Source organism: Thermostichus sp. MS-CIW-36 (genome assembly GCF_054059035.1).
Map to the genome: position 1 here is coordinate 1 of NZ_JBSSBR010000012.1, position 20,757 is coordinate 20,757.

The following is a 20,757-nucleotide window of genomic DNA, read 5'->3' on the forward strand; positions in this document are numbered from 1 at the left end:
GCAACCACAGGCTACCACGAGATTGGCAAGGCGCTCTGGGTGTTATGCTCAGGGCTTTGCGGGATACCGCCTTTCTGTTTGGACTCCGTCCCGCTAACGCGGTCGCGTCAGCGTCGCGTAGTGACAACGGAAACGGACAGAATGCTATCGCTTCACCGCTGAGCAGTAATGCTCAGCAGTGTTCAGCGTAAATGTATCAGGTCTGGAAAACTCGCTCCGACCCCGTTTTGCGCAAGTCAATGACCACCTGCTGCACCGATAGGTGAGGATACCTCCGATAGAGTCGGAGCCGAGCCACTTCTCCCATGAGCCAGCGGGCAAACTGCTCTGGGAAACGCTCGGCCAGATATTTGCAGACGTTGTCATAGGCCATGTCGAGGTGGATCCCTGGAATTAGCGACCGCCCACGGTAATGGAATCTACCTTGATGTGAGGCTGCCCGACGGTGACGTAAATGCTGCCACTTACAGAGCCACAGAACCCAGCTGCCAAGCTGAGGTCTTTGGAACACATGGAGATTTTGGTCAAGATGTCTTTGGCTTCTCCGATCAGAGTGGCTCCCTTGAGGGGCTTGGTAATTTTGCCGTTTTGGATAAGATAAGCTTCTTCGACGGCAAAGTTAAATTGCCCGGTTGGGCCGACGCTCCCTCCCCCCATGCGCTTGCAATAGATGCCTTTGTCGATAGAAGCAAAAAGATCGTCCAATTCTGCATCTCCGGGGGCAATGTAGGTATTGCGCATACGGCTGGCGGGGGCAAAGGTGTAGTTTTGGCGGCGACCGCTGCCGGTGCGGGGGTGGCCGGTGCGCATTGAGCCAGCCCGATCCGCCAAGAAGTTTTTCAAAATGCCCTTCTCGATCAGCAGAGTGCGCTGGACGGGCATCCCCTCGTCATCCACATCCAGGCTGCCAAAGGCCCCTTCAGAGAGACCTTCGTCCCAGGCGGTGAGGTTTTTGTGGGCAATTTTCTGGCCTTTTTTGTCGGCAAAGGGAGTGGTTTTGCGCTCAATCTGGGTGGTTTCCAACAGATGCCCGCAGGCTTCGTGGAAGATAACGCCGCCAAAAGCGTTGGACATCACAATCGGGTAGGTGCCGGATTCCACGTAGTCGGCATAGAGCATCTGGCCGGCGGCTTCTGCCAGTTCCCGGCTATGGGCCTCCAGATCCCAACGGCGCAAAAAGTTGGGATCCCCCGTACCGCCGGAGCGTTGACTGACAGAGGCGCGATGGGATCCATCGGCACAGAGCAGCGTAGAGCTCACGGATTGGGTGAGGCGCACATCCCGCACAAAGGTGCCATCGCTGCAGGCCACCAGAATCTCTTGCCAATCGCGGAAATAGGTGGTGCGGCGGGACTGCACATGGCGGGCTTGGCGACCCAGTTGCTCGTTGGCTTTGAGCAGGATCTCCCCCATCTCCGCAATGGGGCTACATTCCTTCAACCAGCCATCTTTGCGGCGACGCTCGCCGTAGTCCTGCAGCATCTCCAGGTTGATGGCAGAAACCAGCGCTGTGGGGCCAGGAGGGGTGAAGCCCATCAGCGAAAGGCCCTTCTCCAGAGCAGCCTTGAGACCGGCAAAGGACAGATCGTTGGTGCTGACGTAGCAGTCGGCCAAGCCGCGAAACACCCGCACGCCGGCCCCGGTGGAGAGCCGTGGGGTGATGCTGGTGATGGCGTCATCTTCGGCCAGGCAACTGATGGAATTGCCCCGTTCTAGAAAAATCTCCACCAAATCGGCACCGGCAGCGCGCCCCCAGCCCAACAGGGCAGAGAGGGGATCCCGCCAATCCTCGTCGAAGCGCTGTAGAGTATGACGGTAGTTCAGGTTGGGCAGTTCTTTGGACAAAAGCAGCATGGCAGGCTCAGGGAGTAGAGACGAGCTAAGGCCGGCGCAAGTTTTCGTTTTCTCAGTTTAACAAGGAGTAAAGGTTCTCCCCTGCCGGCAGGTTGGCCTTGAGCTTGACAAGGGCGGGGGAGCAATCGAAGATCGCTGCACAAGGAAACCTCGACTTGCAATGGCTGCCAAGAAAAAACCGCCGGAGCTTCAGCCCAGCCTGTTTGACGATCCCATCGAGCCGCCAGCCCCGGCGGAGGAGACACTCCCCCAGTGGGATCAGATCCCCCTGTCGGCCCAGGTGTCCATCCCCCCCGGCACTTACAGGGATTTGGAGCAACTGAAGCAGCATTGTTTGGTATGCCAGCGCTGCGACTTGGCAGCCAGCCGTACCCATGTGGTGGTGCATCGGGGCAACCCCAAGGCAAGGATTTTAATCATCGGAGAGGGGCCAGGGGAAAGCGAAGACCTGCAGGGGCTGCCTTTTGTGGGCAAGTCGGGACAATTGCTGGATAAAATCCTGGCTTCGGTGGGGCTGGATCCCGAGCAGGACACCTACATCTGTAATGTGGTCAAGTGCCGCCCCCCTAACAACCGCGTGCCCACCCAGGAGGAGATGGACGCCTGCCGTCCCTATCTGTTGGAGCAGATTCGCCTGGTGGATCCCTGGATTATTCTGCTCACGGGGGCCACCTCGGTGCGCTCCCTTTTGGGCGAGAAGCGAGGGATCACCAAGATCCGCGGGGAATGGATCCAGTGGCAGGGACGCTGGTGTATGCCCATTTTTCACCCGGCCTATCTGCTGCGCAACCCAGACCGCACCCCTGGCAGCCCCAAGTGGTTGATGTGGCAGGATATTCAGGCGGTGAAGCAAAAGTATCTGGAACTCACCGGCACAGCACCGCCCCAGCCCAACTTTTGAGCCCATTTTCCCAAGCGCCCCTTCTCCCAAAGGGGAGCAAGGGATCCCTACCTTGGCTGATCCCCAGGTTTGAACCCAGTCAAGAGGCCAAAGCGGAGCAAGCCGGTGGCATAAGCCTGACGCATCAGGCCCAGCCCCAGCGCCCCGCGAACGGTAACCCAGCCGCTGCGCAGCAAAGCCCAGATCCAGCGCCAGTCGCGGGCAGAAGCGATCACCTCATCCCAGAAAGGGGCCACCCGCTCCGACCAGTCGGCGCTGCGCACCTGCTCAAAGCCCACCTGTTGGGCCAGAGCCTCGTAGCTGGAGAGGCTGATCACATAGGGCAGGCAGTACACCTCGTAGATTTTCTGCAAAAGCTGTTGATCCTGCTGGCTCAGGGATCCCTCGCGGTGGCACCAGGTTACCACCATCACCTGCCCGCCCGGTTGCAAGACCCGCCAGCATTCGGCCAGAAACCGCTGCTTATCCGGCATGTGCTCGCCGCTTTCCAAAGACCACACCAAATCGAAGGTGTCGGCTGCAAAGGGCATCTCCAGAGCATCGGCCACCTGAAATTGCACCATGCTGCTCAGGCCGGCCTCTTGGGCGCGCTCCGTAGCCCGCTGGGCTTGGACGGGGCTGAGGGTAATGCCCGTAACCTGTGCCCCGAAGCGCTGGGCTAATTCCAAACTGCTCCCCCCAATGCCACAGCCAAGATCAAGAATGTGCTGGGGAGGGCAGGGATCCCCGATCTGGCCCCACTGGATAACCCTATCAATCAAGTCAATCTGAGCTTGGCGGCGATCCTTACCGGTTTGGCCCGGCTCGTAATAGCCATGGTGCATGTGCTCCCCCCACACCCGCTCCCAGAGGCCGGAGGAGGCATCGTAGAAGTGGCGAATGCGTTGGTTGAGGGTGGAGGTCATGGCAACAGATCTCCATGGCTTTTTTATTTTGGATCCTCTCGCCCGGTGAAATCTGATGGGGAACCCTTGTAACCCAACTCGCGCCAGCCGGACGGAGCCATAGGGACAGACTCCTTCCGAACTCACCTTGGAGCAGAAAGCGATCCCAGCGCCCAAACCAACCGCTGCACAGCACTCAAGAGCACCAGAATCGCCATCAGCCCAAACAAGCCCACCATGTACTCCGGGAAAAGGAAAAACAAACCGTAGAAAAAGATGGTTTCACTGCCCTCGATAAGCCCCGACGGCATACTTAAGCTGGTCAGTTCATCCAAGGATCCTGCCCCGCCGGAACCATCTGTCCTCATTGACCCGCAACGCTGTCGCGAACGCCGTTTTTCCAACAGCCCTGCCAAATACATCCAGGAGCAAAGGTTGATGTAAAAGCTGGCCAGCATCAGAGCCAGAGAAGCATAGCCCAGCAGGGATCCCTGGTGAAAGGCCAGCCCCAGGGGAACGACCGCGTAGACCACCACATCCAGCAGCATATCCAGGTAGCCCCCCAGATCGCTCTGCCGCCCCTGCAGACGAGCCAACGTGCCGTCCAGCCCGTCCATAAACCGGTTCAGCAACCACAGGCCCAGCCCCCACCCGTAGGCCCCGTAAGCTGCCGCTGTCCCAGAGGCCAGGCCCATGGCAAACCCCGACAAGGTAATGGCCAGGGGATGCACCTGTTGGAGAGGGGTTCGCAGCACTGGAGCCAACAGCCGCTCCTTCCACTGCCTAAGCACCTTATCCAGCAAGAAACACTCCTTTCTTATTGCTCTGCAACGCTGTTGCCGATGATCACCACCGGCTGGGATCCCAGAGGCCAGAGGCACAAAACCTCTGGATTCAATTTTCTTGCTCCGCACCGCCAACGCGATGGAAATCATCATCCCAGAATCATCCCAGATGATGAGAATGCTACTGAAGGGAGGTCAGAGCAAAGTGCTGTGCCTACGGCAAAGGAACCGCACCGCTGTTGCGAATGAAGCGGATACCTACGCGGAGTATGTTTGCTCTGGCCCCTTTCCTCTACCGGAAGTGCTGCGGCAAGCCTAGGCTGGGACAAAGCCTGTGGGTAAACTAAAGGTTAGGCTGGGTAGCCTATCGCCTGGCGGACTGTGTGCTCCTTAACTCGGTGTTCGCGGCACCTTTTTCTCCCTCAACTCCAACATACCTACGAGCGAGTCCATGAGCGAGACCCCCACTTCCCCAGCAGAAGCGTTCGCGGCACCAGAGCCGGTCATTGCCATCACCGGCCTGACCAAAACCTATCGCACAGGATTTTGGCTGAACAAGGTGGTCAGCCCCCTCAAAGATTTTTCTCTGACTGTGGCCCGCGGAGAAACCTTTGGGCTGCTGGGGCCCAACGGGGCCGGGAAAACCACCACCATCAAATGCCTACTGGGCATTGTGGAGCCCACCCGCGGCAGCGGCACTTTGCTGGGCAAACCCCTGGGAGATCGCTCCATCAAGCAACAGGTGGGATATTTGCCGGAGAACCCCTATTTTTACGATTACTTGACGGCATGGGAGTTTCTCCAGTTTGCCGGCAAGGTGTTTGGTCTGCCCAATAGCCTGTTGAAGGAGCGGATCCCGCAACTGCTGGAGCTGGTGGGGCTTTCTATAGATACGGCCCGCAAAAAACAACTGCGCACCTACTCCAAGGGCATGCTGCAGCGCACTGGCATGGCCCAAGCGCTGATCAACGACCCAGAGCTGGTGTTTCTGGATGAGCCGATGTCGGGACTGGATCCCATGGGCCGCTATCAAATGCGCGAGATCATTCTGTCCCTCAAGCAGCAGGGCAAAACGGTGTTTTTCAACAGCCATATCCTGGCGGATGTGGAAGTTATCTGCAACCGAGTCGGCCTGATCATCGGCGGCAAATTGGTGCATCAGGGAACTTTGGATGACTTGCTGGGAGAGAGCAAAAGCTATCGGGTACAGGGGCACGGTGGCGCCGTCGAACAGTTCCGCGACCGCCTAGAGCACTTCTCGATTCAGGGATCCCATTGGTCGGGGGAATGGAGTGGATCCCTACCGGAGTTGCTGAGCCTTTTGAACCAAGCGGGGGCACTGGTCACCGACTTGCATTGGCAACGGCAATCCCTAGAAGAATTCTTTGTGGAGCAAGTGCGGGCCATTGAAGGGGATCATCCGGTCTCTGCCTAGGCTGGCCGTTCGCACTGGTGCTATGGAGAACCCCGAGAGCAGGACGGAGTTCTGCCCTGAGTATTTCCCAGTAGGGGACTCTGTGCTCCGCACCGCTAATCGGCGGCAATAACAGCCCGGTAGTAGCCTTCCAACTGTTGGGTGGCTGCCGACCAGCTCCAACGTTCTGCCTCTTGGCGGGCTTGCTGTCGGAAGAGCTGTCGCTGCCCGACGCTGCTCAGGAGTTGCTGGGTAACCTGGACAAAGTCGCTATCCGAATTGGGATCGAACAGAAAGCCATTGCGCCCACTGTCCACCACATCGGTAATGCCGCCGCAGCGGGGGGCGATCACCGGACAACCGGCAGCCATGGCTTCCAACAGAACCAGCCCCAAGGTCTCGGTGCGGGAGGGGAACACGAACAAATCCGCCGAAGCAAAGGCCGCTGCCAGAGACTCCCCCTGCAGATAGCCCGTAAACACCACATCGTAGCCGGCAAAATGTTGCTCCAGGGATCCCCGCTCTGGCCCATCCCCCACAATAGCTAGGCGCGCCTGCGGGATCCGCTCTAGCAACACCCGGATCCGCCCCACTTCCTTCTCAGCCGAAAGCCGCCCCACGTAGAGCAAAAGAGGCCGTTCCGGTTGCCCTGCGGTGAGCCGAGCCCGCATCTCTGGACTGGCCGCCTGGGGATGAAACAACTCCGTATCCACTCCCCGCTGCCACAGCTGCACCCGCTCAATGCCGTGGGCGCTCAGCTCCTGCATCATGGCCGTCGAGGTGCAAAGATTGACCCGCGCCAAATTGTGCCCCAGCTTCAGGAGATTCCACAAAACCCCTTCCAGAAAGCCCAGCCCATAATGCTGCAGATACTTCGGCAGATGGGTATGGTAGGACGCCACCAGTGGGATCCCCATCGTCTGGCTGTAGTAGAGGCCCCCCAATCCCAAAACTGCCGGGTTCACCACGTGGATCACATCCGGTCGGAAACGGCTGAGCAACTTACCGATGGCCGGGCCAGGGGCGGCCAGCTTCAACTCTGGATACAGAGGCAGCGGCATCCCCGGGATCCCGTAGACCCGTGCCCGTGCAAACCGCCGCGGGGCTCCCCGGGGCGCGACGATGAGCACCGAGTTACCACGAGCGGTTAGGTGACGCACCGTGTGGCAGAGGCGGGTAACAATGCCGTCCACCTTGGGCAGAAACGTCTCCGTAAACAGGGCTATGCGCATCAGGGATCCCAAGCCTACTGTTATTGCTCCGCAACGCTGCTGCGACCGCGCCACTCGGACGGAGTCCTCAAAGACTCTAGAATGAGTGTTGCACAAAACGGCAACGCTGCTACGACCTCCGTCAGCAGACTCAAGTACCTCATTCCACCGGTGCAGAGTAGGGCATCGGCTCAGGTTCGGTGAAAGTCTGCACCTGGCTTTGGCCAAGCGTATCTGCGGCGGTTCTGCTGATCAACAGTAAGGTCGCCGCCAGGGCCAGCCCAATAACATCCCGCCACATGCTCCACTCCTCAACTCCTCACTCCTCTTGCCCATTACTGTAGCGGCGGTTTTCTCGACTTGGCAGGGATAGAGGACGGATTTTTACATAACACGAACCACTGCCAAAATTGCGGCTTTGCCCCCTGCCGGCTAGTCTCGGAACGTCAGTTGCAAGCTGGTTATCAGCAGCACCAAAGAAGATACCGCCATCACCCCTCCCCAAAACCAGTAGGGCAAGAACAAGTTTTGGGCAATCTGGCTGGAATCGGAGTGGATCACCTGCCCGTTGATCACAGCAGAGGCCGTAAATAAGTAGTCAAGCTGGTGGTAGGTGCTCACACAGGCCTGCACCCCCAAAAATTGTGCAGCGAAGCCCCGCAGCCAGGGGGAGGCCCAGCGAGCTACCGCCAGGATCCCCAGCCCAATAGCCGGGATCAGCAACAGGCCAAATAGAGAGCGCACCCAGAGCACCGCCGACAGCAACAGCAGGGATCCCAAAGCCAACAACCCCAACTGGGCCGTACCTTGACGACGAGAAGCCAGGATAAAAACCGCCCCGGCCATTGGGGGCCCCATTGGCCCACCGGCGGCCACCAAAGCTCGACCCACCGGCCCCAAAAACAAGTGCCCACTGTGAAAGGCCAACCCCGACCCGTCGGGATAGATCTCCAGACGATGAAACTCCCCACCCAACAGCACTGCCGTCAAGCCGTGGCCCATCTCATGAAACCAGGTGGCCAGAATCGTAAAGGGGTAGAGGATATAGTTGCCCCAGGGGAGCTGCCAGAGCAAGACCGTCAGACCTGCAGCAGCCACCAACCAAACCAAGCTGTGCCGGCCAGGTTTCTCGGAAGGGGAGGGAGGCAGCTCAAACTGAGTCATAGAGCAGCAGTGGGTAGACAGAAAAAAGCCTAAAACGCCTCGTCTTCTTAGACGACTGCCGGCAGAGGAGAGTTCCAAGCCAACCCCGAGAAAATCCAGAAAAACATATGTCTCAAACCAGTTTGCAATGGATGTAGGTCAGGTAGGCTGAAAAAGACTCTGAGGGATCCCTGGCGATGGCCACCTTCCTGCGGGATTGGAGCTATCAATTTCCTTGGCTTTACCGCAGCATCAGTCGCGGGGCTGCCCTGGCAGTGGGCGGATATGAGCGGTTGCGGAGATTGCCCATGCAAGGGATCCAGATTCATCCCCAGGATCGGGTGTTGGATCTCTGCTGTGGCCCAGCTGAAGTAACCCCACTGTTGGCGGAGCTGAGCCAGCAGGTGGTGGGCCTGGATGCTTCCCCCAAAGCTCTAGCGGCAGCCCGCAAACGCCTTCCCCAGGTGGAGTTTGTGGAGGCCTTTGCCCAAGATATGCCCTTTCCCAATGCCAGCTTTGATTGGGTGCATACCAGCTTGGCTCTGCACGAATTGTCCTTCGCCGATTTGGAGCAGGTGCTGCGGGAAGTGTGGCGGGTGCTCAAGCCGGGGGGAGGACTCTTGATCCTGGATCTGCACGCGCCTCGACAACCCTTGATCTGGCCTGGGCTGGCCCTCTTTTTGGCCCTGTTTGAAACCGAGACCGCCTGGGAGCTACTCAAGCTGGACTTGCCCGAGTATTTGCATCAGCAGGGGTGGCAGTCCATCCGGCAAACCTTGCACGCTGGGGGAGCCCTACAGGTGATCCAAGCCCATTCGCGATAGCAGCCTGCCGAATGAGCTGCTCAACGCGCTCCACACCACTGACGAAAACCAAGAGAGATGGCAACCCTAAACAGGCCCAAAAGACTCTAGCCTTGATGCCAGAAGGGGGTGCCAAGGACGGGCGTACTGGGCTGAGCTGTTTCCTGAGGGATCATGGCCCCGGCCAGGTAGGCTCGGCGGCCTGAGCGCACCGCTTCTGCAAAGGCCTCGGCCATGGCCACCGGATCCCGGGCCAAGGCCACCGCCGTGTTTAGCAGCACCCCATCAAACCCCCACTCCATCACCTGGCAGGCATGGGAGGGCAGGCCCAAGCCGGCATCCACGATCAGCGGCGCCTCGATCCGCTCCCGCAGCAGGCGCAAGTTGTAGGGGTTGAGAGGGCCTTTGCCGGTGCCGATGGGGGCCGCCCAGGGCATCACCACCTCACAGCCAGCATCCAAAAGCCGCTGGCAGAGCACCAGGTCGTCGGTGCTGTAGGGCAGCACCTTAAAGCCGCGCCGGACCAGCTCAGCAGCAGCAGTGGGCAGTTGCACGGGATCCGGCTGCAGCGTGTAGTCATCCCCGATCAACTCCAGCTTGATCCAGTCGGTGCCAAAAACCTCACGCGCCATCTCCGCCGTTGTGATCACCTCCTGCAGGCTGTGGCAGCCGGCGGTGTTGGGCAGAACTGGGATCCCCATCTTCTGCAACAGAGCCCAGAACCTCTGGGAAGTTTCTGGCCCCAGTGCCCCTTGCCGCCGCAGAGAAACCGTCAACAAACAGGGCTGCGCGCGCGCCACCGCCTGCTCCAAAATGGCTGGCGAAGGGTAGCGAGCCGTACCCAACATCAGACGGCTGGGCAATGGTTGGCCATAGAGCACCAAGGGATCCTCATTGGCCCAAGTGGAGGGGGAAAGCTGGAGAAGGGTGGACATTGTCGGGGCAAAGTCAGGACAGAGCAGGAAGCAAGGGGGGCACTAGCCGCCAGCAACCGGAGTGACGATCTCCACCTGGTCGCCTTCTTGCAGACGGGTTTGCTCGTGCTGCGCACGCGGCACAAACTTCAGATTAACCGCTACCGCAAAAGGGCCGCTGGCCCCCACCTGAGCCACTGCTTCGGACAAAGTGGTGCCTTCCGGCAAATCGTAAGGCTTCTGGTTGATCAAGACACGCATGGCAATGGGGACTCACCGGAAAAAGGGGCAGCCTGCACCTGAAAGGGGATCCCAAGCTGCTGAGCCAAGCGACAACTACCCTGGTGAAGATACTCCAAGACAGCATCGTGGATGGCCGGGGAGATCAGAAAGCCATGGCGATAGAGGCCGTTGATCTGCAACAGGCGAGGTGAGCGCTCCACCACGGCTGGCAGGTTATCCGCCAAGGTGGGACGACATTGGCTGCCCAATTCCAGGATACGCGCTTCTGCAAAGGCAGGATGTACGGCGTAGGCGGCGCTGAGCAACTCCAAAGCCGAGCGAACGCTCACCGGCGAGCGATCCTCAGATTCGATCTCGGTGGCTCCCACTACGAACAGGTGTCCCGGCTTGGGAGCGATGTAGATCGGATAGCGAGGATGCAACAGCCGGGTTGGGCGCCGCAAAGAGACTTCCGGGGCATACAGGCGCACCACCTCACCCCGAACTCCGCGCAGCAGTCTTGGCCCGCCCCATTCTTTTTGGGCCCCCAGGCCGCGGCAATCCAAAACCCAGCCTCCGGTTTGTTGCTGCCAGGCTTGGGCCTGCTTCAGATCCCAGGGGCAACCCCACTCCACCTCCACCTCGTGCTGCCGCAGCTTGGCCAGCAGAGCCGACAACAGTTGGCGGTTGTCCAGTTGGCCCTCTTGGGGAAGATACAGGCCCTGCGCAAATCGCCCGGCTACCGATGGCTCCAGCTCGGCAATAGCCTGGGCATCCAGCGGCTGAGGGCGGGGGAGATGCGGGAGGTGTTCCACCACAGCGGCCAGCAGGGACGAGAAACGTCTGGCTTCCCCGGCATCTTGGCGGTGCCAGAGGATCAGAGTGCCTTCTTGCTGAAAGAAAACCGGCTGCGGCAAGCTGGCCAAAAGAGAGGGCCAACGAGAAAGGGCGTAGTATCCCTGGGCCACCACACTGGCTTCGGCGATGGCAGACTCGGCTAGGGGAGCCAGCATAGCAGCGGCAAAATGGGCAGCACTGCTCTCAGGAGCAGTGGCCGCCTCCACAATGCGGACGGGATGCCCAACCTCGACAAGGCTGGCGGCCAACAAACGCCCCATCAGCCCAGCCCCGAGGACAAGGATGGGATCCCGCTGCGCTGCCCAAGGCAAAGTGATCCCTACTGCTGACGCAGCAGCGGATGGGCCCGTCAGGCTGGCTGCCGGATTTGTCAGAGAAGAGGAGGGTGGAAGGGTTAAAGTGCCCCGCACCACTGGCACGATGGATTCCATACTGGATCCCATGATAGGCTCTCGGGTTCTGCGATGAATCTGTTCCCACAGCATCCCAGGGGTGGGCACAGTGTTGTTCGACCACGACCCGACGGTCTACTTGAGTGGGCTGTGCGATAAAGCAAAAGCCGCTCTACTAGCTTGCTAAGGCCTACGGCCCACCAAGGGGAACCGCGTAGCGGTAGGGCGGAGCTTGTTCGCTTTAGCGGCGCGGAGCGCCAAACCCAGTTTTCTTGGTCACACCACCAGCAAAGAGAGATCCAAAGCCTTGGCCGAGTGGGTGAGAGCCCCGACGCTGACGTAATTCACGCCTGCCTCGGCCACTTGCCTGGCCCGTTCCGGGGTCATGTTGCCGCTGGCCTCGAGGGGAACTCTTCCTCCCACCCGTTGGACGGCTGTCTGGATTTCTTCCAGGGTGAAGTTATCCAAAAGGATGAGATCGGCTCCTGCTGCCAAAGCCTCTTCCAGTTCCTGGAGATCCCGCACCTCCACCTCCACCTTGAGGTGGTGGGGAGCGCCTTCCTTGGCCCGCTTGACGGCTGCCAAAACGCCTCCCGTGCCGCGGTCGCGACAGTGTTGCGTAGCAATAATGTGGTTTTCCTTAATCAAGATGCCGTCGAACAGCCCAAAGCGGTGGTTTTTGCCGCCCCCTACCCGTACTGCATACTTCTCCAGGGCGCGCAGGCCGGGAGTGGTCTTGCGGGTGTCCAGGAGCTGGGTTGAGGTTCCCCGGAGAGCCTCTACATAAGTGCGAGTGAGGGTGGCAATGCCGGACAGCCTTTGGAGAAGGTTGAGGGCCAGCCGCTCTCCTGCCAAGATGCCCCGCAGGGATCCCTTGAGGTGGGCCACTTCTTGACCGACAGCCACCCTGGCCCCTTCCTCCACCCCAGGGGTGAACTCTACCTGGGGATCCACCAGCCGAAAAACCCGCTTGGCAATCTCCAGACCGGCCAGGATCCCTGTCTCCTTGGCCAGGATTACCGCTTCACCCTCCAGTCCTGGGGGTAGGGTCAGCTCTGTGGTGAGGTCGCCGTGCCCCAGGTCTTCCCACAGCCAAGCGCGAAGGGTCTCCTCAGGTATGTAAACTTCTTCCATTTTCGGTTTGGTTTTAGGCTTCAGGATAAGCCCTACTTCTCAGCCTGAACAAGCAACAGGATCCCTCGCCTGCCCTGGCACCGCCTGTGGATTTTTCTCCCACTGGCAGGAATCTTCATCAACTGGGCAACTTGAAAGCCAATCTTGCCACTTGGATGCGGTTGGAATCTCTGCGCAATCCCTATCGAGTTCAAGTTTGGGGCAACCGTCTCGCGGCTTTGGAGATGACGCTGCGCTATGGAGAACAAACCCTGCTGAGGAGATGATGCTGCGCTATGGAGAACAAACCCTGCTGAGGACATGAAGCTCCCCCCTTGCGCGACCCCATCCCATCTATCCCCAAAACTTCCCCAAAGCCGGAAAAAGCGGCTACGGGGTGTCTTTCGGCCTCTCCTCTGCTGGTTCGGGCGCTGTGTCCGGCTCCTGAGCAAGAGCAGAGTCCTCAAGGTTAGGCAAGGACTCCGTCCCGCTGGCGCGAACGGCTTCCGGGGAGGTTTCTGGCTCCTCGTTATCGCCAGGCGACGCTTCTGTGAGCACGTCGGCGGTGTGTGGCACTGAAGCAGGCTGGGCGGCAACAGGTTCCGGAGCAGAAGGAGGAGGGGCAGTTGGGATCCCGGCTTCTTCTTCAGGAACGACCGCAGGTGGTTGAGCAGCTTCTCTTTCTTCTTTTTCTTCCTTTTGCTGTTCGTAGCGGCGGCGTTTGTTGCCCTCGTCCACCAGCACGTACACCAGGCTGAGGAGAGAGAGCCCCGCTGTTCCAATCAAAACCCAAAGTAAATTGTTGTCTATGGTCATGGGGTGAGCTCCGTCAAACGCTGCTGGCGGTGGAGGGATGTTGCTCCTTAAGGCTTGATCTTACCGTTGAAGCCGCTCTGCCAAATCTTTCTGCCAAATCTTAAAGATTGGAAAGATTGGGTTCACCAGTTTTGTCATTTTGTGTGTCATGCGCTATCTCAAGTTTTACAAACCCTATGGCGTGCTCACCCAATTCACCGACCAAGCGGGACGGCCCACCCTCCAGTCTTTTATCCCGGTGCCCAGGGTTTATCCGGTGGGGCGACTGGATCGCGACAGCGAAGGGCTGCTCCTGCTGACCGATGATGGTCGCCTCAATGCCCGCTTGATCGATCCCAAGTTCGGCCATGAGCGCATCTACTGGGTTCAGGTGGAAGGGATCCCCACCCCCCAAGCCCTGCAACAGTTGCAACAGGGGCTGATCATCCAAGGGCGAAAAACGCGCCCGGCCCAGGTTAAGGTCTTGGCTGAGGAACCCACCCTGCCGCCACGGGATCCCCCCATCCGCTTTCGCCGCTCCATCCCCACCACCTGGCTGGAACTGACGCTGCGGGAGGGTCGCAATCGCCAGGTGCGCCGCATGACTGCCGCCGTTGGGATCCCAACTTTGCGGTTGGTTCGGGTTGGACTGGGGCCTCTTTCTCTGGTGGGGCTTGCTCCCGGCCAGTGGCAAGATCTCAGCGAGGCAGAACTGGCCCAGCTACGGCAATATTGTTTTCCGTGACGTACTCCCGACTCCGACTGCTAGGTAGTACGGAGCAGGCTTCTCGCCTCAACGGGTAGCTATCGCAAGAACCCTCAGCGAGCAGACACAGGATGTCCCACCGCGTAGCTGCACCAGATTCCAACAAAGCTGTTCTGTACAGCTAGGTTGACCACAGCACAAAGACCGCCTTTCATCCCGACCCTCATGCTGATGCATAGAGGGCGAGGCTTCCCAGCGGACTAGCTAAACCATTGATTTTATGACCCATTGCAGTTATTTCAAGTTAGATTAAGACGCTTTCAAAATGCTCCACGCTGCTTCTGCAACCACCCTCGGGCGGAAGACTTTCTCAGTGGCTCAGGCGTCTCACCCTAAACTGAAATGACTATAACTTACTGATCACTACAGTATTGTCCTTGTTCCCAATTGTGCTTGAGGCCCACTCAGTCGGGCATGAGGGCGTGGACGCGCTTGCCACCATTGGGATAGAGAAGGGCACGTTTGGGGCCGTGGATGGGATCTTCGACAATGATCGTCTGGTCGCGGCTGGCCCCTAAAGAAACAATGGCAATCGGCACCTGCATCAACTGCGCCAAAAACTTCAGGTAATCGTGGGCTTCGGGGGGCAAGTCTTGGATGGAGCGGCAATCTTTGGTGGAACATTTCCAGCCCGGCAGGGTTTCGTAGATAGGTTTGCACTGGGCGAAAACACGGGCATCGCTGGGAAAGTGACGAATTTCCCGACCCTGGTACTCGTAGGCAACGCACACCTTGATCTCATCCAAGCCATCCAGCACATCCAGCTTGGTGATGGCCAGGCAGTCTAGGCCATTGATCCGCACCGCGTAGCGCCCGATCACCCCGTCAAACCAGCCGCAGCGCCGTTGTCGTCCGGTGGTGGTGCCAAATTCAGCACCGGTTGCCCCTAGGTACGCCCCGATCTCATCTTTGAGCTCGGTGGGGAAAGGGCCTTCCCCAACGCGGGTGGTATAGGCTTTAGCCACCCCGATCACCCGGTCAATGCTGGTGGGGCCGATCCCAGCGCCAATACAAGCGCCACCGGCAATGGGATGGGAGGAGGTGACGTAGGGGTAGGTGCCGTAGTCGAGATCCAACAGGGTGCCCTGAGCCCCTTCAAACAGGATGTTCTCCCGGTCTTCGATGGCTTGGGTCAGAAGCAGAGCAGCGTCGGTAACATAGGGGCGCAGCCGCTCGGCATAGGCCAGGTATTGCTCGATAATTGGCTCGGGATCCAAGGGCGGCAAGTTATAGATCTTTTCCAGCAAGACATTTTTGTAGGGAATGGCCCAACTGAGGCGCTCCCGCAGCTGGTCAGGGTACATCAAGTCCACAACGCGAATGCCCATGCGCTCTGCCTTGTCGGCATAGGTGGGGCCAATACCCCGTCCGGTGGTGCCCAGCTTGTAGATGCCGCGCCGCTCCTCTTCTGCGATGTCGATGACCCGGTGGTAGGGCAGGGTAACGTGGGCTGTTTCGGCAATGAACAGGTTGTCGGTGGAAATGCCCAATTGATGCAGTTGGTCGATCTCGGCCAGCAGAACCTCGGGATCGATCACCGTGCCGCTGGCGATGATGCAGCGTTTGTCGGGGTAGAGAATGCCAGAGGGGATCAAGTGTAGCTTGAAGGTTTGGCCCCCCACCACCAGGGTATGCCCTGCATTCACCCCACCTTGATAGCGGACGACCACATGGGCCTTTTCACTGAGGAGGTCGGTGATCTTCCCTTTTCCTTCATCGCCCCACTGGGCACCGACAACCACGACGTTTGCCAAGAGCTTCTCCTACAGTCCGTAGATGGCACAAAAAATCCCCTTTGCGGGGGTTGCTGCACTAATCTACCGCATCGCTCCGGGCGATGTTGAGAGATCAGGACAAAAAGATTAACAATCGATTAACTTTTCTCCGGCAGGGGACAACGTGGAGATGGGCGGGATCCCCGAACCCTCTGACGAGCAAGCAGGGATCCTGCGTTGGCATGCCCCCTGCCTTTAGGCAGGGGATTCTGGTTCCTGGTTCTGCGACAGCACTTACCGTGTTGGGTTGCCCCTCCACGACAGCGGTGCTCATCTCCCCAGGCGTTACCCCTTGCAGGGCGGTTCCCTCTCGCGCCAGCGGGACGGAGTCCTTATGCCCTTAGGTACCGCTGCGAACAACCACTACAAAACCTATTGAAGCTGCATCCAGTCGTGAGACTGTTGGGTTTTTATAGCGCTCCGTGCCGCCGTAGGCGAGAGCAGTTAACTACCCTGCCACTGCGGGCAGCATAGCACAAAGCCGCTTGGGCGCACCCTAGACGGGCTTGGAATGATCCGACAAACTCAGGCAGCGCTCCCGAATGGCTTGTAAGTTCAGGGCCAAATCTTGGCAAATGCGGCGCTCCACCAGACCGACAGGCATTCTGCGGGGAGGCTTGACCTGCAGGTGGTAGGTGAGCAAGGTTTGATGGGCCGACCAATCGGCCAGATCCCAAAACCCCTCGAAGATAAGAAAATCCCCTTGTGTTTTTTGGAAGCGAAGCTGCTGAGGAAAGATCTCCTCGATAGCCAGCACCACCGCAGCAGAAAATTGGGCAAATAAAACCTTTTGGGATCCCACTTGACGTACCAGTGTGCGGCCATTCTCACGGCCAATGACGCGACTTTCCACCAAGTTGGGAATAAACTCCGCCAGATGGTCGTAGTCGGTCAAAACCTGCCAAACCTGCTGCCGCTCTGCCGGGATCCACACACTGCCTTGCAATTTTCGGCAGCGTTCCCCCAAATCCACCACCTCAATCTGAATATCTGACTGGATACCTGAGGACTCCGTCCCGCTGACGCAAGCAGGAATAGGGATCCCCTCTTCTGGGGTCAGGTCTTGGGGATCCCATTCAAGGTCAGAAGGCATGGCGAGAGCTTCAGTCGCGTAGGCGCTGTGGAGCAGCGCAGAAACAGGAGAGGAAACTGTCTTTTGACCAGACCGTTGTCCACCGGCTCCAACAGGCTGGCCTTGTGAGTTACCTATTGTATCAAAGGGCTGTTTGTATCAAAGGGCTGTGTAGCAGATAGCGAGACCCTAGGGGAGAAGGGCCTGGAACCAACCGACGATCACCTGCCAAACCTGTTCTAGAAGGGCAAAGGGATCCCGCAACTCCTGCAGCACCTGCCGCGGGCCAATTCTAAAGACCACGTACAACACGGCCAAGATGATTACAATCCCCACCGTTGTCCAGATGGCCTCTCGAACCACCCGCACCCAAAAAACCAGCATAAAAATGGCGATGGCTACAGCGGCAACCAGCGGCAATGTGTCCAGTACCATCGGATCCCACCTCGTTTGGCTCAGATGTTTCAGATTTAACTCCACTGTAGCCAGCTTGAACTGAAAACAGGTGTTCGTAGATGTCCGTTGACAAGGGATCTCCTCTCGTAAAATGGGATCACCTCGAGATAACCCCTCTTTAGCTGGGCTAGACCTATGGACATCATCACCATGGACATCATCACCCTTGGCTGGATTGCCGTCCCCACCTTCTTCGTTCTTTCCATTGCCCTGGTGGTCTGGGGGCGCAACGGCATGTAATTTGTCATGCCTGGATTGAGCCTCACATCCATCTTGCATTCATCTTGTTGTTCCTGCCGCCGATATTGACGGGGTTACCCCCGCTCACACCATGGAAACCGATCTTCCCTTGGTCGCCCGCATCGCCTACGGAAGCATCTTTTTGCTGTTGACAGCCGTAACCCTGGGCGTTGGCTACATTACCTTCATCGACTGGCGGGATCGGCGGCGACGCAACGAAGTTGAGCGCAAAGCCCGTCGCTCCAAGCGCTAGCGCCGCTGTTGGGCCTGCTCAGGTCAGTCTTCAACCCAACTCAGGGTGGGGATGGCCAGGTAAGGCAGGGGATCCTGGGGTTGCAGTTGAGAAAGATGCCGCAGGATGCCCTGGTTAGCCTGCCACAGAGCTTGCACATCCCATCCAGCGTAGGTGGGCAGAAAGTCCGCCAGCTTGCGGTTAGCTTCCCCCAGCAGGATCATGCAGCCACGGCGATTGTCGTTCTGCAGGTGATAGTAGGCCACGGCGGTTTGCAAAAGCCCCTGGTAGAAGCGCCGCTCTGGATCCACTGCCTCCATCCACAGGGCCTCTAGGGTGTCGTGGCAGGCGTAAAATTCCCCCCGGTTAAACTGCTCGGCGGCCAGACGCAGCGCTTCTGAGGGGGCGTCGCTCATGTCGCTAGGCACAGGCCAGGGGGGATGTCTGCACAGGCAGGGATCCCTGCGGCAGCACCAGGGTAAAGCAGGTTTTGCCTTGAGAACTCTCCACCGAGATACTGCCCCCCAGCCGCTGCATCCACTGCTTGACCAAAGCCAGGCCCAGGCCGGTGCCGCCCCGCTTCCAGGGATCCCCGCTGGGAATGCGGTAAAACTTCTCGAAGATGCGCTCCCACTCGCTGTGGGGAATTTCTACTCCCTCGTTGATCACCCGAATTTCCACCTGCTGCGGGCCAGAGCGCTGCGCTGTTACCCAGATGTTGCACCTTGGGGGAGTATACTTGCAGGCGTTGTTGACCAGCTCCTGCACCACCCGCTCCAGGCCGCCCCGATCGGTGAGCACCTTGCCCACATTTGGCGCAATCTGCCACTGCAACCGTTGCTGGTTGGCCTGGGCCCGCTGTAGAAACGGCTCCAGCACGCTGGGCAGCCAGGTTGCCAGCGGCACTTCTTCCAGATGGAGCGTTTTGGATCCCTGCTCCAACCGCTGCAGATCCAGCAGGTCGTTCACCAATTCCGCCTCCCGCTCACACTCCTGCTCCAAGATCTTGAGATATTGCTCTCGTTTTTGGGGGGCGCGGGCGGTTTTCAGCAGTTGGATGGCCATCCTCATGTTGGTGATGGGGGTGCGCAGCTCGTGGGAGACGGTGCTCAAAAAATCATCTTTGAGGCGGTTGAGGCGCTCCAGCTCACCAATTTGCTGCACAGAAGCCTGGTAGAGGCGGGCCTGGCGGATGGCAATGGCGCAGTGATCCGCCACCTGCTGCACCACCTGCACCTCCAGTTCATCAAAGCACTCGGCTGCCGGCTTCGCCAGCCAGAGATCCCCCAGCACCCCTTGGTCATCCCGCAGCGGGCACACCAGCAGGGTCAGCCCTTCCCGACGGGGGATCCAGCCCTGCCCAGGCAAGTGGCAGAATTGCACCGCTTGACCCCCTTGCAGGTGCCGGTAAAGATCGGGGTAGTCGGCCAAAGTCAGGGTAATCCCGCCGACGGGCGGTAGGGCAGAGGTGTATTCGTAGCGCACCGTGGCTTGGCCGGCTGCCCAATCGTAGAGACAGAGATCGCACCCTTGGATGGACAGCCCCAGAGCCAATTCTTGCACCACTGCCCGCAGGATCTGGGCTTCCTCCAAACTGCTGCGCACCTGGTCGGTGACCCGCTGCAAGAGGGCATCCATAGCCAGAGATCGCTGCAGGGCCGCCGTCCGCTCCTGCACCTCCTGCTCCAGACGGGCGTTGAGGGTTTGCAACTGCCGGTAGAGCTGATTTTGCGTAATGGACAGGGCCAAATGTACCCCGACCCGACTCATCAGCTCTTGCTCTGCAGCTGACCAAGCCTTAGGCTCGTCAATTTTCAGCTCCCGCCAGGCAGCAAAAGAGATCAAAGGCAGTTCTTGTCTGGGATCCCCCTGAGCAAACCAACGGTAGCCCGCCCAGTGGGTTTCTTGGCAGATGGCCGCGCGAAACACGCTCAGCCAGCCCACCGGCTGGTCATTCCAGACAAGCTGGGCCACCAGCAGGCCACGAATGGGTGTCTGCTTCATCTGCTCTTGCAGCTCCGGCCATTTCTCCAAGTGGGAGAGCGACCACATCTTCACCCAGCCCCCCGCTCCTCCGGCCCTTCCGAGCTGCTCCTGTAGCCAGGTGTCGTAGCTGGCCGGGGGTTGCACACCATGACAACAGAGGGTGTCTGCGCCCATAAAGTGGATCCGCAGCCGCGCCCCGATCCCCTGCAAACCGGCAGCAAGCTGCTCCAGCACCGTAGTCAAGGTCGTCTCCGGGTGTAGGGGCGAGTAAACTAGAGCAGCAATTTGGTTGATTAGGCGTTCCTGCTGCGCCTTCTGCCGCGCCTGCTCCAGCAATTCCGCCTGAGCAATGGCAATGGAAACTTGATCCGCCAGCAACTGCACCACCTGCAGCTCTTCTTGGGAGTAGGGACGAGGCTCAGCATGATGGGAGACCAACAGCCCCCATAGCTCCTGGTGATGCATCAGGGGAACCACCAAGGAAGAGGCCACCCCCATGGATTTCAAATAGTGGACATGGCAGGGATCCACGGGCCGCTGCAGCGGCTCGCCCAGAGGAACCCTAGCAGACAACCCCCAAGACTCCGGCTGGCTGATGGAACGGCTCTGCGCCTCCACATCCACAATCACCCGCACCTGAGCTAGGCGAAACAACCGCCGCGCCTCCTCGGGAATGTCCCCTGCCGGAAAAGTCAGCCCCAAGAGCGAGGGCAGCCGCTCCCCGCCTCGTGCTTCCGCCACCACCGTTCCGTGACCTTCGGGATCAAAGCGGTAAACCTTCACCCGATCCGTTTCCAGAAAAGACCGTATCTCTTCCGCTGTTGCCTTGAGGATTTCCTCCAGCTCCAGGGATTGCCGAATCTGGTGGGTGATGCGGTTGATGAGGGCATCTCGGCTGGGTCGAGCTGCGGCAGCCCACGTTTCAGTATCCATAGTTACAA

The 20,757-nt window shown here is 59.1% G+C and carries 24 protein-coding genes and 1 pseudogene; 8 read left to right on the forward strand and 17 right to left on the reverse strand.

Translation table 11 applies throughout. The features are described from left to right. Positions 1–191: pseudogene (locus ACVWVQ_RS07055) on the forward strand (RNA-guided endonuclease InsQ/TnpB family protein); the annotation flags it as partial. Between the two features lie 5 nt (positions 192–196). Here ACVWVQ_RS07055 and ACVWVQ_RS07060 read toward each other — a convergent pair. Both ACVWVQ_RS07060 and ACVWVQ_RS07065 read right to left on the reverse strand, forming a co-directional pair. Next, on the reverse strand, positions 197–373 hold the full coding sequence (locus tag ACVWVQ_RS07060; protein ID WP_457507627.1) for a hypothetical protein: 177 nt from the start codon (positions 371–373) through the stop codon (positions 197–199). 20 nt (positions 374–393) lie between these two features. Continuing rightward, on the reverse strand, positions 394–1,854 hold the full coding sequence (locus tag ACVWVQ_RS07065; RefSeq protein ID WP_414358310.1) for a TldD/PmbA family protein: 1,461 nt from the start codon (positions 1,852–1,854) through the stop codon (positions 394–396). Between the two features lie 160 nt (positions 1,855–2,014). On the opposite strand from ACVWVQ_RS07065, the gene ACVWVQ_RS07070 reads away from it, so the two are divergent. Further along, a complete protein-coding gene (locus ACVWVQ_RS07070; RefSeq protein ID WP_457384204.1) occupies positions 2,015–2,755 on the forward strand; it encodes a uracil-DNA glycosylase in 741 nt (246 codons plus the stop codon). A gap of 47 nt (positions 2,756–2,802) precedes the next feature. Here the strand turns inward: ACVWVQ_RS07070 and ACVWVQ_RS07075 are convergent, their stop codons facing one another. Together ACVWVQ_RS07075 and ACVWVQ_RS07080 are read right to left on the reverse strand one after the other, a co-directional pair. Then, positions 2,803–3,660 carry a methyltransferase domain-containing protein gene (locus ACVWVQ_RS07075; protein ID WP_457507629.1) on the reverse strand — a complete coding sequence of 286 codons (858 nt, stop codon included), beginning with the start codon at positions 3,658–3,660 and terminating at the stop codon, positions 2,803–2,805. A gap of 122 nt (positions 3,661–3,782) precedes the next feature. Beyond that, the gene (locus ACVWVQ_RS07080; RefSeq protein ID WP_457507631.1) at positions 3,783–4,577 is read right to left on the reverse strand and encodes a CDP-alcohol phosphatidyltransferase family protein; all 795 of its coding nucleotides are present in this window, start codon (positions 4,575–4,577) and stop codon (positions 3,783–3,785) included. A 16-nt stretch (positions 4,578–4,593) separates the two neighbouring features. On the opposite strand from ACVWVQ_RS07080, the gene ACVWVQ_RS07085 reads away from it, so the two are divergent. After that, entirely contained in the window at positions 4,594–4,743 is a 150-nt protein-coding gene (locus ACVWVQ_RS07085) for a hypothetical protein (RefSeq protein WP_187147236.1), read from the forward strand. A gap of 132 nt (positions 4,744–4,875) precedes the next feature. Continuing rightward, complete coding sequence (locus tag ACVWVQ_RS07090; protein ID WP_414344385.1) at positions 4,876–5,859, forward strand: ABC transporter ATP-binding protein; 984 nt, start codon at positions 4,876–4,878, stop codon at positions 5,857–5,859. 95 nt (positions 5,860–5,954) lie between these two features. On the opposite strand, the gene ACVWVQ_RS07095 is transcribed toward ACVWVQ_RS07090, so the two are convergent. The 3 genes from ACVWVQ_RS07095 to ACVWVQ_RS07105 form a co-directional block, all read right to left on the reverse strand. Beyond that, positions 5,955–7,070 carry a glycosyltransferase family 4 protein gene (locus ACVWVQ_RS07095; protein ID WP_414390806.1) on the reverse strand — a complete coding sequence of 372 codons (1,116 nt, stop codon included), beginning with the start codon at positions 7,068–7,070 and terminating at the stop codon, positions 5,955–5,957. Positions 7,071–7,209: 139 nt separating this feature from the next. Next, a complete protein-coding gene (locus ACVWVQ_RS07100; RefSeq protein WP_457507633.1) occupies positions 7,210–7,350 on the reverse strand; it encodes a hypothetical protein in 141 nt (46 codons plus the stop codon). Between the two features lie 131 nt (positions 7,351–7,481). Next, a complete protein-coding gene (locus ACVWVQ_RS07105; protein ID WP_414419234.1) occupies positions 7,482–8,213 on the reverse strand; it encodes a M50 family metallopeptidase in 732 nt (243 codons plus the stop codon). Positions 8,214–8,389: 176 nt separating this feature from the next. Here ACVWVQ_RS07105 and ACVWVQ_RS07110 point away from each other — a divergent pair, with 176 nt between their 5' ends. Then, complete coding sequence (locus tag ACVWVQ_RS07110; RefSeq protein ID WP_457507634.1) at positions 8,390–9,016, forward strand: class I SAM-dependent methyltransferase; 627 nt, start codon at positions 8,390–8,392, stop codon at positions 9,014–9,016. 86 nt (positions 9,017–9,102) lie between these two features. Here the strand turns inward: ACVWVQ_RS07110 and ACVWVQ_RS07115 are convergent, their stop codons facing one another. The 5 genes from ACVWVQ_RS07115 to ACVWVQ_RS07135 form a co-directional block, all read right to left on the reverse strand. Continuing rightward, the gene (locus ACVWVQ_RS07115) at positions 9,103–9,930 is read right to left on the reverse strand and encodes a thiazole synthase (protein ID WP_457507635.1); all 828 of its coding nucleotides are present in this window, start codon (positions 9,928–9,930) and stop codon (positions 9,103–9,105) included. A 42-nt stretch (positions 9,931–9,972) separates the two neighbouring features. Continuing rightward, positions 9,973–10,170, reverse strand: coding sequence for a sulfur carrier protein ThiS (gene thiS, locus ACVWVQ_RS07120; RefSeq protein WP_414350083.1), 198 nt, complete (start codon positions 10,168–10,170; stop codon positions 9,973–9,975). Further along, positions 10,158–11,300, reverse strand: coding sequence for an FAD-dependent oxidoreductase (locus ACVWVQ_RS07125; RefSeq protein WP_457507692.1), 1,143 nt, complete (start codon positions 11,298–11,300; stop codon positions 10,158–10,160). Before ACVWVQ_RS07125 ends, thiS begins: the two co-directional genes overlap by 13 nt. 357 nt (positions 11,301–11,657) lie before the next feature. Next, a complete protein-coding gene (gene nadC / locus ACVWVQ_RS07130; RefSeq protein WP_414357502.1) occupies positions 11,658–12,515 on the reverse strand; it encodes a carboxylating nicotinate-nucleotide diphosphorylase in 858 nt (285 codons plus the stop codon). 369 nt (positions 12,516–12,884) lie between these two features. After that, the gene (locus tag ACVWVQ_RS07135; protein WP_414374820.1) at positions 12,885–13,310 is read right to left on the reverse strand and encodes a hypothetical protein; all 426 of its coding nucleotides are present in this window, start codon (positions 13,308–13,310) and stop codon (positions 12,885–12,887) included. Between the two features lie 148 nt (positions 13,311–13,458). On the opposite strand from ACVWVQ_RS07135, the gene ACVWVQ_RS07140 reads away from it, so the two are divergent. After that, positions 13,459–14,034 carry a pseudouridine synthase gene (locus tag ACVWVQ_RS07140; protein WP_414399499.1) on the forward strand — a complete coding sequence of 192 codons (576 nt, stop codon included), beginning with the start codon at positions 13,459–13,461 and terminating at the stop codon, positions 14,032–14,034. A 425-nt stretch (positions 14,035–14,459) separates the two neighbouring features. On the opposite strand, the gene ACVWVQ_RS07145 is transcribed toward ACVWVQ_RS07140, so the two are convergent. The 3 genes from ACVWVQ_RS07145 to ACVWVQ_RS07155 all read right to left on the reverse strand — a co-directional run bounded on the left by ACVWVQ_RS07145 (position 14,460) and on the right by ACVWVQ_RS07155 (position 17,337). Beyond that, positions 14,460–15,809 carry an adenylosuccinate synthase gene (locus ACVWVQ_RS07145; RefSeq protein WP_457388781.1) on the reverse strand — a complete coding sequence of 450 codons (1,350 nt, stop codon included), beginning with the start codon at positions 15,807–15,809 and terminating at the stop codon, positions 14,460–14,462. Between the two features lie 517 nt (positions 15,810–16,326). Continuing rightward, complete coding sequence (locus ACVWVQ_RS07150) at positions 16,327–16,923, reverse strand: SRPBCC family protein (protein WP_457507638.1); 597 nt, start codon at positions 16,921–16,923, stop codon at positions 16,327–16,329. A 168-nt stretch (positions 16,924–17,091) separates the two neighbouring features. Then, on the reverse strand, positions 17,092–17,337 hold the full coding sequence (locus ACVWVQ_RS07155; RefSeq protein WP_049749597.1) for a hypothetical protein: 246 nt from the start codon (positions 17,335–17,337) through the stop codon (positions 17,092–17,094). Positions 17,338–17,493: 156 nt separating this feature from the next. Here ACVWVQ_RS07155 and ACVWVQ_RS07160 point away from each other — a divergent pair, with 156 nt between their 5' ends. Together ACVWVQ_RS07160 and ACVWVQ_RS07165 are read left to right on the forward strand one after the other, a co-directional pair. Next, entirely contained in the window at positions 17,494–17,598 is a 105-nt protein-coding gene (locus tag ACVWVQ_RS07160) for a cytochrome b6-f complex subunit PetN (protein WP_457507639.1), read from the forward strand. A 91-nt stretch (positions 17,599–17,689) separates the two neighbouring features. Next, entirely contained in the window at positions 17,690–17,851 is a 162-nt protein-coding gene (locus tag ACVWVQ_RS07165) for a hypothetical protein (protein WP_011434030.1), read from the forward strand. A gap of 23 nt (positions 17,852–17,874) precedes the next feature. Here the strand turns inward: ACVWVQ_RS07165 and ACVWVQ_RS07170 are convergent, their stop codons facing one another. Next, a complete protein-coding gene (locus ACVWVQ_RS07170) occupies positions 17,875–18,246 on the reverse strand; it encodes a DUF309 domain-containing protein (RefSeq protein ID WP_414383667.1) in 372 nt (123 codons plus the stop codon). A gap of 4 nt (positions 18,247–18,250) precedes the next feature. Next, positions 18,251–20,749 (reverse strand): sensor histidine kinase, encoded by a 2,499-nt coding sequence (locus ACVWVQ_RS07175; RefSeq protein ID WP_457507641.1) that lies wholly within the window; start codon positions 20,747–20,749, stop codon positions 18,251–18,253. Between the last annotated feature and the right edge of the window lie 8 nt (positions 20,750–20,757).

What these genes read in the sequence shown, in the direction of transcription:
- ACVWVQ_RS07060 (WP_457507627.1), bottom strand. Translation starts at nt 373, where the DNA reads ATGGCCTATGACAACGTCTGCAAATATCTGGCCGAGCGTTTCCCAGAG.
- ACVWVQ_RS07065 (WP_414358310.1), bottom strand. Translation starts at nt 1,854, where the DNA reads ATGCTGCTTTTGTCCAAAGAACTGCCCAACCTGAACTACCGTCATACT.
- ACVWVQ_RS07070 (WP_457384204.1), top strand. Translation starts at nt 2,015, where the DNA reads ATGGCTGCCAAGAAAAAACCGCCGGAGCTTCAGCCCAGCCTGTTTGAC.
- ACVWVQ_RS07075 (WP_457507629.1), bottom strand. Translation starts at nt 3,660, where the DNA reads ATGACCTCCACCCTCAACCAACGCATTCGCCACTTCTACGATGCCTCC.
- ACVWVQ_RS07080 (WP_457507631.1), bottom strand. Translation starts at nt 4,577, where the DNA reads ATGATGATTTCCATCGCGTTGGCGGTGCGGAGCAAGAAAATTGAATCC.
- ACVWVQ_RS07085 (WP_187147236.1), top strand. Translation starts at nt 4,594, where the DNA reads ATGATGAGAATGCTACTGAAGGGAGGTCAGAGCAAAGTGCTGTGCCTA.
- ACVWVQ_RS07090 (WP_414344385.1), top strand. Translation starts at nt 4,876, where the DNA reads ATGAGCGAGACCCCCACTTCCCCAGCAGAAGCGTTCGCGGCACCAGAG.
- ACVWVQ_RS07095 (WP_414390806.1), bottom strand. Translation starts at nt 7,070, where the DNA reads ATGCGCATAGCCCTGTTTACGGAGACGTTTCTGCCCAAGGTGGACGGC.
- ACVWVQ_RS07100 (WP_457507633.1), bottom strand. Translation starts at nt 7,350, where the DNA reads ATGTGGCGGGATGTTATTGGGCTGGCCCTGGCGGCGACCTTACTGTTG.
- ACVWVQ_RS07105 (WP_414419234.1), bottom strand. Translation starts at nt 8,213, where the DNA reads ATGACTCAGTTTGAGCTGCCTCCCTCCCCTTCCGAGAAACCTGGCCGG.
- ACVWVQ_RS07110 (WP_457507634.1), top strand. Translation starts at nt 8,390, where the DNA reads ATGGCCACCTTCCTGCGGGATTGGAGCTATCAATTTCCTTGGCTTTAC.
- ACVWVQ_RS07115 (WP_457507635.1), bottom strand. Translation starts at nt 9,930, where the DNA reads ATGTCCACCCTTCTCCAGCTTTCCCCCTCCACTTGGGCCAATGAGGAT.
- thiS (WP_414350083.1), bottom strand. Translation starts at nt 10,170, where the DNA reads ATGCGTGTCTTGATCAACCAGAAGCCTTACGATTTGCCGGAAGGCACC.
- nadC (WP_414357502.1), bottom strand. Translation starts at nt 12,515, where the DNA reads ATGGAAGAAGTTTACATACCTGAGGAGACCCTTCGCGCTTGGCTGTGG.
- ACVWVQ_RS07135 (WP_414374820.1), bottom strand. Translation starts at nt 13,310, where the DNA reads ATGACCATAGACAACAATTTACTTTGGGTTTTGATTGGAACAGCGGGG.
- ACVWVQ_RS07140 (WP_414399499.1), top strand. Translation starts at nt 13,459, where the DNA reads ATGCGCTATCTCAAGTTTTACAAACCCTATGGCGTGCTCACCCAATTC.
- ACVWVQ_RS07150 (WP_457507638.1), bottom strand. Translation starts at nt 16,923, where the DNA reads ATGCCTTCTGACCTTGAATGGGATCCCCAAGACCTGACCCCAGAAGAG.
- ACVWVQ_RS07155 (WP_049749597.1), bottom strand. Translation starts at nt 17,337, where the DNA reads ATGGTACTGGACACATTGCCGCTGGTTGCCGCTGTAGCCATCGCCATT.
- ACVWVQ_RS07160 (WP_457507639.1), top strand. Translation starts at nt 17,494, where the DNA reads ATGGACATCATCACCATGGACATCATCACCCTTGGCTGGATTGCCGTC.
- ACVWVQ_RS07165 (WP_011434030.1), top strand. Translation starts at nt 17,690, where the DNA reads ATGGAAACCGATCTTCCCTTGGTCGCCCGCATCGCCTACGGAAGCATC.
- ACVWVQ_RS07170 (WP_414383667.1), bottom strand. Translation starts at nt 18,246, where the DNA reads ATGAGCGACGCCCCCTCAGAAGCGCTGCGTCTGGCCGCCGAGCAGTTT.
- ACVWVQ_RS07175 (WP_457507641.1), bottom strand. Translation starts at nt 20,749, where the DNA reads ATGGATACTGAAACGTGGGCTGCCGCAGCTCGACCCAGCCGAGATGCC.